The organism is Pseudomonas sp. NFACC14, assembly GCF_900106885.1.
GTDB lineage: Bacteria > Pseudomonadota > Gammaproteobacteria > Pseudomonadales > Pseudomonadaceae > Aquipseudomonas > Aquipseudomonas fluorescens_AA.
Genome location: NZ_FNOA01000026.1, coordinates 75,069 through 81,735, shown reverse-complemented (window position 1 = coordinate 81,735; position 6,667 = coordinate 75,069). Strand labels below are relative to the sequence as shown.

Annotated in this window: 7 protein-coding genes; 6 read left to right on the top strand and 1 reads right to left on the bottom strand. The window is 60.5% G+C overall.

The window, feature by feature from the left end; translation table 11 throughout:
* Positions 1 to 662, bottom strand: a 662-nt coding sequence (locus tag BLU85_RS26560) for an NAD(P)/FAD-dependent oxidoreductase (RefSeq protein WP_139212816.1), incomplete at its 3' end; no start/stop codon positions are given.
* Positions 663 to 1,206: 544 nt separating this feature from the next.
* Here BLU85_RS26560 and BLU85_RS26555 point away from each other — a divergent pair.
* From BLU85_RS26555 to BLU85_RS26530, 6 genes are all read left to right on the top strand, one after another.
* Positions 1,207 to 1,956 carry an electron transfer flavoprotein subunit beta/FixA family protein gene (locus BLU85_RS26555; RefSeq protein ID WP_014339477.1) on the top strand — a complete coding sequence of 250 codons (750 nt, stop codon included), beginning with the start codon at positions 1,207 to 1,209 and terminating at the stop codon, positions 1,954 to 1,956.
* A 2-nt stretch (positions 1,957 to 1,958) separates the two neighbouring features.
* Positions 1,959 to 2,888 carry an electron transfer flavoprotein subunit alpha/FixB family protein gene (locus BLU85_RS26550; RefSeq protein WP_092204669.1) on the top strand — a complete coding sequence of 310 codons (930 nt, stop codon included), beginning with the start codon at positions 1,959 to 1,961 and terminating at the stop codon, positions 2,886 to 2,888.
* 91 nt (positions 2,889 to 2,979) lie between these two features.
* A complete protein-coding gene (locus BLU85_RS26545; RefSeq protein ID WP_092204670.1) occupies positions 2,980 to 3,804 on the top strand; it encodes a substrate-binding periplasmic protein in 825 nt (274 codons plus the stop codon).
* Between the two features lie 9 nt (positions 3,805 to 3,813).
* Positions 3,814 to 4,173 carry a DUF4398 domain-containing protein gene (locus BLU85_RS26540; protein ID WP_072406275.1) on the top strand — a complete coding sequence of 120 codons (360 nt, stop codon included), beginning with the start codon at positions 3,814 to 3,816 and terminating at the stop codon, positions 4,171 to 4,173.
* On the top strand, positions 4,170 to 4,979 hold the full coding sequence (locus BLU85_RS26535) for an OmpA family protein (RefSeq protein WP_092204671.1): 810 nt from the start codon (positions 4,170 to 4,172) through the stop codon (positions 4,977 to 4,979). The genes BLU85_RS26540 and BLU85_RS26535 overlap by 4 nt, the downstream gene beginning before the upstream one ends.
* A gap of 200 nt (positions 4,980 to 5,179) precedes the next feature.
* A complete protein-coding gene (locus BLU85_RS26530) occupies positions 5,180 to 6,622 on the top strand; it encodes an aminotransferase-like domain-containing protein (protein ID WP_092204672.1) in 1,443 nt (480 codons plus the stop codon).
* The last annotated feature ends 45 nt before the right edge of the window (positions 6,623 to 6,667 follow it).

The window sequence follows — 6,667 nt, the reverse complement described above, 5'->3', positions numbered from 1 at the left end:
CAGATTTCCTTCAGGCCGATGCCGTAGTGCTGGGCGTCGGCCTCGCTGTCCAGGTTGAAGCGCTTGATCAACTGCTTGCCGATGTGACCACGGCAGCCTTCGGCGAACAGCGTGTATTTGCCACGCAATTCCATGCCGGGGGTGTAGAGGCCTTCCTTCGGCTTGCCTTCGCGGTCGACACCCAGGTCGCCGGTGATGATTCCGCGCACCACGCCGTTTTCGTCGAACAGCGCTTGCTGGGCGGCGAAGCCCGGGTAGATTTCCACACCCAGGTTCTCGGCCTGCTGGGCCAGCCAGCGGCACAGGTTGCCCAGGGAAATAATATAGTTGCCTTCGTTGTGCATGGTCTTGGGCACGAAGAAGTCAGGGATTTTGCTCGCGGCCTCGGCGTTTCTCAGGACATAAATGTCATCGCGTTTGACGGGCGTATTCAGCGGTGCGCCGAGTTCTTTCCAGTCCGGGAACAGTTCGTTCAGGGCGCGGGGCTCGAACACCGCGCCGGAGAGGATGTGCGCACCGACTTCGGAACCTTTTTCGACCACGCAGACGCTGATTTCCTTACCGGCTTCGGCGGCCTTCTGTTTCAGTCGGCAAGCGGCAGACAGGCCAGCGGGGCCGGCACCGACGATGACCACGTCGAATTCCATGTATTCGCGTTCCACAGGCTATCTCCTACTCAAGGCTCACAGTTTTTCTAATTGGAGGTTTGGCGTCGCATCCGTTGTTTCCTTCGCGAAAAGCGACGAAAGCGACAATGGATGAACCGCGGGTCTCTCTTAAGCGGCGCATTATATCTACACCACTCTCAGGGTCCAATACAAACGTTTGTTTGAAATTGCCGCAGCCCAGATAAATCACTGACGTACGGCTTATGACTGACCATTTTGCCGTATTGACCGGAATAGGTGTTCCGGTCAAGATACGGGCGGTTTTGCGCTCGCCGTAGGCTGACTGTTGGTTTCAAGAGCACCTCTAAAGACAGGGCGAAGGCAGCACAAAGTGACGTATTGCGCGGTTCCGAGGCGCAGTTTACACGCCGCGATAATGAATGACCCATCGGTCATCACTGACGAATGGTCTTCACTCCCGTGAGCAGGGTCATGTGTAGTTCATGCCGGCGTTTTTAGAGGTGCCCTTGCGCCCATGAGCATCAACCGCCAGGTTCGCCTAGGCGACTTTTTTTCACCGGAGAGTAACGAGGAATCCATGAAGGTTCTTGTAGCTGTCAAACGAGTGGTCGACTATAACGTCAAGGTTCGCGTCAAGGCGGACAACTCCGGCGTCGACCTCGCCAACGTCAAGATGTCGATGAACCCTTTCTGCGAGATCGCCGTGGAAGAAGCCGTACGCCTGAAAGAGAAAGGCGTGGCAACGGAAATCGTCGTCGTCTCCATCGGCCCGACCACCGCCCAGGAACAACTGCGCACCGCGCTGGCACTGGGTGCCGATCGCGCCATCCTCGTCGAATCCGCCGAAGACCTGACTTCCCTGGCCGTGGCCAAGCTGCTCAAGGCCGTTGTCGACAAGGAACAGCCATCGCTGGTGATCCTCGGCAAGCAAGCCATCGACAGCGACAACAACCAGACCGGCCAGATGCTCGCGGCATTGAGCGGCTACGGCCAGGGCACCTTCGCGTCCAAAGTCGAAGTGTCCGGCGACAGCGTTGCTGTGACTCGCGAGATCGACGGCGGCGCGCAGACCGTTTCCCTGAAACTGCCGGCCATCGTCACCACCGACCTGCGTTTGAACGAGCCGCGCTACGCGTCCCTGCCAAACATCATGAAAGCCAAGAAGAAGCCGCTTGAAGTGCTGACGCCTGACGCTTTGGGCGTTTCCACCGCCTCCACCAACAAGACCCTCAAAGTCGAAGCGCCGGCTGCACGTAGCGCGGGCATCAAGGTCAAGTCGGTGGCTGAACTGGTCGAGAAACTGAAAAACGAAGCGAAGGTAATCTAAACATGACTATCTTGGTAATCGCCGAACACGATAACAACGCGCTGGCTCCGGCCACGCTGAACACCGTTGCTGCTGCCGCCAAAATCGGTGGCGATGTGCACGTCCTGGTGGCCGGGCAGGGCGCAAGCGCCGTTGCCGAAGCCGCTGCGAAAATCGCGGGCGTGGCAAAAGTGCTGTCGGCCGACAACGCCGCCTACGCACACCAGTTGCCAGAGAACATTGCGCCGCTGGTAGCCGAGCTGGGCAAGGGTTACAGCCACATCCTGGCGGCCGCCACTTCCAACGGCAAAAACATCCTGCCACGCGTCGCCGCTGCGCTGGACGTCGACCAGATCTCCGAGATCATCTCGGTCGAAAGCGCCGACACCTTCAAGCGTCCGATCTACGCCGGTAACGCCATTGCCACCGTGCAATCGACCGCATCGGTCAAGGTCATCACCGTCCGCGCCACCGGTTTCGACCCGGTTGCCGCCGAAGGTGGCTCGGCTGCCATCGAAGCCGTCGGGGCTGCCCACGACGCCGGGATCTCCAGCTTCGTCAACGAAGAACTGGCCAAGTCCGATCGTCCTGAACTGACCGCTGCCAAGATCGTCGTTTCCGGCGGCCGTGGCATGCAGAACGGTGACAACTTCAAGCACCTGTACGCCCTGGCCGACAAGCTGGGTGCTGCTGTCGGCGCTTCCCGCGCGGCGGTCGACGCAGGTTTCGTGCCCAACGACATGCAGGTCGGCCAGACCGGCAAGATCGTTGCGCCACAGCTGTACATCGCCGTCGGTATTTCCGGCGCGATCCAGCACCTGGCCGGCATGAAGGACTCCAAGGTGATCGTAGCGATCAACAAGGACGAAGAAGCGCCGATCTTCCAAGTGGCCGACTATGGCCTGGTAGCGGATCTGTTCGAAGCCATCCCTGAGCTGGAGAAGCTGGTCTAATCCGGCGTCTTCACTTATAAAGAGCCCGGCCCTTTGGCCGGGCTTTTTATTTTCCGCACTGATTGTTTCGCTGCAAGGGGAGCGTATCGCCATGGATCTGCGTCGTTTGACCGGCTGGTCGTTGCTATGGACATTGGCGGTCATGCCGGGCCTGTCTGTCGCCGCCGGCAAATGTGAACGGCTGATCGCCACCGGCAGCCCGGACGCGCCGCCTTACCTCTGGCAAGACCCTCAGGACCCCAAGCACCTGATCGGCGCTGGCGCAGACCTGCTGGCGCAAGTGGCGGGCGAACTGGGGATCAAGATCGAGCTGCTTTACGCTGGCAAGCGTGCCCAGGCACTGGACGAAGTGCGCAGTGGGCGCATGGACCTGCTCACCGATGCGCCACTGACCAGTACGGGGCTTGAAGCGCTGGACTACGTCCACCCGCCCTTGCTGGAAAACGATTACCTGGTCTGGACCCGCAAGGATTCGGCACTGGTCATCAATCAACCCGAAGACCTCCAAGGACATTCCGGGGCCCTGTCGGAAAAGGCTCGTATGACCCAGGGATTTGGCGTTTTTGCTGAGCAGAAATTAACCTTGGTGCGCACGCCCAACCTGACCCAGGCTTTTCAGAAATTGCTGCTGGGAGAGGTGGAATATGTCCTGGCGGGTCGCTATTCGGGCCTGGCGATGGCGCAGACACTGGGCATGGCCAACGACCTGCAAGCCGCACCGCAACCGGTGGACAGACCCGGGCTGTTCCTCGCGGTTTCCCATAACTCCGCCTGCAACGACCCATGGTTACGCGGACAGCTGGCGCAAAAGATGACAGAATTGGCCGCGTCCGGTCTGACGGAGGCTGTGTTGCAGCGCAATCTCGAGCGCTGGAAAACACAGTTGCAGCCACCTGTCAGTGCCCCAAAACAGTAGGGAACATTAGTGACTATTCGACCTCTTTTCGCTGCCCTGGCCGTTCTGGCTCTGGCGGGCTGCGCAGCCGATCCGGCGCCGAATGAACAGATCCGCCTGACCGAACAGGCACTGCAGCAAGCCCGGGCCGTTGGCGCTACTGCCGACGAAGTGCCCGAATTGAAACTGGCTGAAGAAAAATTCGCCCGCGCCAAATCCAACATGGCCGACGAGTCCTACAAGAAGGCGCGCATGCGGGCCGAACAGGCTGAACTCGACGCCCGCCTGGCCGAAGCGAAGGTGCTGACCCTCAAGAGCCAGGAGCAACTGAACGTGCTCGACACCCGCATCAAGCGCTTGCGCAAACAGCTGAGGGAGGACGCCCAATGAAGCACTCCCACGTATTGGGCGGTCTGGTCCTCGCCGGCCTGGCCAGCTTGTATGGTTGCGCCGGCCAACGCAGCGAAGCGGCGCTCGAGCAGGCCAGCACCGATTTCCAGAAGGTCAAGGAAGACGCCAACGTATTGCGTGCCGCGCCCCGGGACGTGATCCGCGCCGGTGAATCCCTGGCCCGTGCCGATCGCTTGTCCAGCTACTGGGGCAGCGGCGAGGATGTGCAGCATTACGCCTACCTGAGCCAGCGCTACAGTGCGATCGCCCGGGAGCACAGCAATCAGGTGCTCAACGAAGAGCGCGCGGCGAAGCTCGAACTGGAGCGCCAGCGCCTGCAGCTGGCCCTGCGCGAATCCAAGTTGCTGAGTGTGCAGCAGCAGGGCAAATGGCTCGAAGAACAGATCATGGCGATGGCGACCACCCAGACCGATCGCGGCCTGGTAATGACCCTGGGCGACGTGCTGTTCGACACCGGCGAAGCGGAACTGAAGAATTCGGCCAACCGGGTGGTGCTCAAGATTGTGCAGTTCTTGCAGCTCAATCCCAAGCGCGTGGTGCGTATCGAGGGGTACACCGACAGCACGGGCGGCAAGCAGGAAAACCTCAAGTTGTCCCGAGACCGCGCACAGTCGGTTGCGGATGTGCTGGTGGACCTGGGGATCGATGAAAAGCGCATCCAGGTCGAAGGCTACGGTGATGAGTACCCGGTGGACGTCAACGCTACCGAGCGGGGCCGGGCACAGAACCGTCGCGTTGAAATTGTGTTCTCCGACGAAAAAGGCCAGCTCGGCGCCGCCCGCTAAGGGTTGCGTCACTGGAAAGCCCGGCCCCTGTAGAAGGCGCCGGGTTTTTTTGGCCCTGCAATCGATGCGCGATGAGTACAGTTAGAGCTGTCACTCCACTGTACTGTCGAGTAATCTGGCAACTGTCCCAGTACACTTCTAAACTGTTCCGGTATCGTTTCCCACAAGAATAAAATGCCCGTGAAATCGAGTGCTGCGTCATGACTAACCTCCTGCTCTATCAACGTATTGCTCAACAGCTGGCTGAAGACATCCGGCGCGGTGTGTATCAGCCCGGTGAACGCGTGCCTTCGGTGCGCAAGATGAGCTCGCAGCTCAACGTCAGCCACGCCACGGTGTTGCAGGCCTACGCGAACCTTGAAGATCAGGGGCTGATTCGCGCACGGCCGCAATCGGGCTACTACGTGCACCAGACACCGGCCCTGACGGCACCGACGCCGGACATTGCCCGGGTAGAGCGCCCGGGCCTGGTGACGCGCAGCAGCATCATCCAGCAGGTATTGGTCGAGTCGCGCCGCGAAGGGGTGTTCCCCCTGGGCGCGGCGGTGCCGAGTGTCGAGTACCTGCCTGTCCGGGCCTTGCATCAGCAGTTGGCCAAGGTCACGCGCTTCCACAGCCCACGGGCGTTCAGCTACATGTTCAGCCCGGGCTTCGAGCCGTTGCGGCGCCAGGTGGCGATTCGCATGCGCGATGCCGGTGTCGTGGTGGACCCTTCCGAGGTGGTGATCACCCACGGCTGCGTCGATGCGCTACAGATGTCCTTGCGGGTGCTGACGCGGCCGGGGGACTTGATCGCCGCCGAGTCGCCGACCTATTACGGCTTGCTGCAACTGGCGGATCTGTTGGGCCTCAAGGTCATCGAGATCCCCAGCGATCCGGTCACCGGCATGAGCCTGGAGGCCTTGCAGTTGGCGGCCAACCAGTGGTCGATCAAGGCGCTGGTATTGACCACGCGCTTGAGCAATCCCCTCGGCGGCACCATGCCCGAGGAGCGGCAAAAGCAACTGCTGCGCCTGGCGTCGGACTTCGACATCCAGATCGTCGAGGACGATATCTATGGCGAGCTGATGTTCGAGCAGGGGCGCACCAAGGCCCTCAAGGCCTACGATCGGCTGGACCGGGTCATCTACTGTTCGAGCTTTTCCAAGACATTGTCGCCGGGTGTGCGCATCGGTTGGATGATCGCGGGGAAATTCCAGCAGGAAATCCAGCGGCTCCAGACCTTCAGCACTCACTCGGCGTGCAGCGTTACGCAGATGGGCATTGCCGCCTACCTGGAAAACGGCGGCTATGACCGGCACCTGCGCTATATCCGCCAGGAGTACCGCAAGAACCTCAGCGCCTTTCAGCTGGCGGTGCAACAGCACTTCCCCGAAGGCACGCAAATGAGCCGTCCCAACGGCGGTTTCATCCTGTGGGTCAGCCTGCCGGGACGGGTCAATACCCAGGAGTTGCATGTACGGGCGCTGCAACAAGGCATCAGTATCGCGCCAGGGCTGATTTTCAGTAACACCGAGCAGTTCAATCACTGCATCCGCTTGAACTGCGGTACCCCCTGGAACCGTGAGGCAGAGCGGGCCTTGATGACGCTAGGGTTGTTGGCGACTCAATTGTGCCAAGAAACGGCCAACGGGCTCCTATAGAAATCAGCGGTTTAGCTTGATGTGCTTGTCAGCGCCTCATTATCA

Excerpts from the sequence above, each read along its gene's own strand:
- BLU85_RS26555 (WP_014339477.1), top strand. The coding sequence starts at position 1,207 with ATGAAGGTTCTTGTAGCTGTCAAACGAGTGGTCGACTATAACGTCAAG.
- BLU85_RS26550 (WP_092204669.1), top strand. The coding sequence starts at position 1,959 with ATGACTATCTTGGTAATCGCCGAACACGATAACAACGCGCTGGCTCCG.
- BLU85_RS26545 (WP_092204670.1), top strand. The coding sequence starts at position 2,980 with ATGGATCTGCGTCGTTTGACCGGCTGGTCGTTGCTATGGACATTGGCG.
- BLU85_RS26535 (WP_092204671.1), top strand. The coding sequence starts at position 4,170 with ATGAAGCACTCCCACGTATTGGGCGGTCTGGTCCTCGCCGGCCTGGCC.
- BLU85_RS26530 (WP_092204672.1), top strand. The coding sequence starts at position 5,180 with ATGACTAACCTCCTGCTCTATCAACGTATTGCTCAACAGCTGGCTGAA.